Genomic DNA, 677 nt, shown 5'->3' on the forward strand with positions numbered 1-677 from the left:
TGCATTATTCCCGATCATGTTCACTATCGACAGGTACATGGAACGTATCTCAACCAGTATGAACCGGTGAGTTATGTGCCGTCTCCGGGAGACTTCCCCCATATCCGGCATTTCCTTAAACATATTTTTGAGGAGCAAATTGAAACCGGCCTGGATTATCTTCAAATTCTCTACACCCGGCCTACCCAAATGTTGCCAATTCTGCTATTGGTTTCCAATGAACGGAATACGGGGAAAACGACCTTTCTGCGTTTTCTGAAAATGATTTTCGGAAAAAACGCGACGTTCAACACAAACGAAGATTTCCGGAGCCAGTTCAATGCCGACTGGGCCAACCGCTTGCTGGTGTTGGTTGATGAATTACTTATGAACAAGATGGAAGACACGGAGAAAATCAAAAACCTCTCAACAGCCGGCGATTATAAAATTGAAGCCAAAGGCAAAGACCGAAGGGAGATTGAGTTTTTCGCCAAATTTGTTCTTTGCTCCAACAACGAGCGAAACCCGATTATCATTCCCAGGGAAGAAGTTCGGTTTTGGGTACGAAAAATCAATCGGGTCGAAAAGGACAACATCCGTCTCCGGGAATTAATGGCCAAAGAGATTCCTCATTTCCTGCATTTTCTTCTTCACAGAAAACTCGCTGCAAAAAATGAATCCCGAATGTGGTTCAATCC

General features: G+C 44.2%; 1 protein-coding gene. It reads left to right on the forward strand.

Translation table 11 applies throughout. From position 1 onward, the window contains the following. The coding region (locus tag N2K84_RS20670) for a primase-helicase family protein (RefSeq protein ID WP_282593642.1) at nt 1-677 on the forward strand (677 nt) is incomplete at both ends.

The sequence above is a fragment of the Gaoshiqia sediminis genome (assembly GCF_025907915.1).
GTDB classification, from domain to species: domain Bacteria; phylum Bacteroidota; class Bacteroidia; order Bacteroidales; family Prolixibacteraceae; genus Gaoshiqia; species Gaoshiqia sediminis.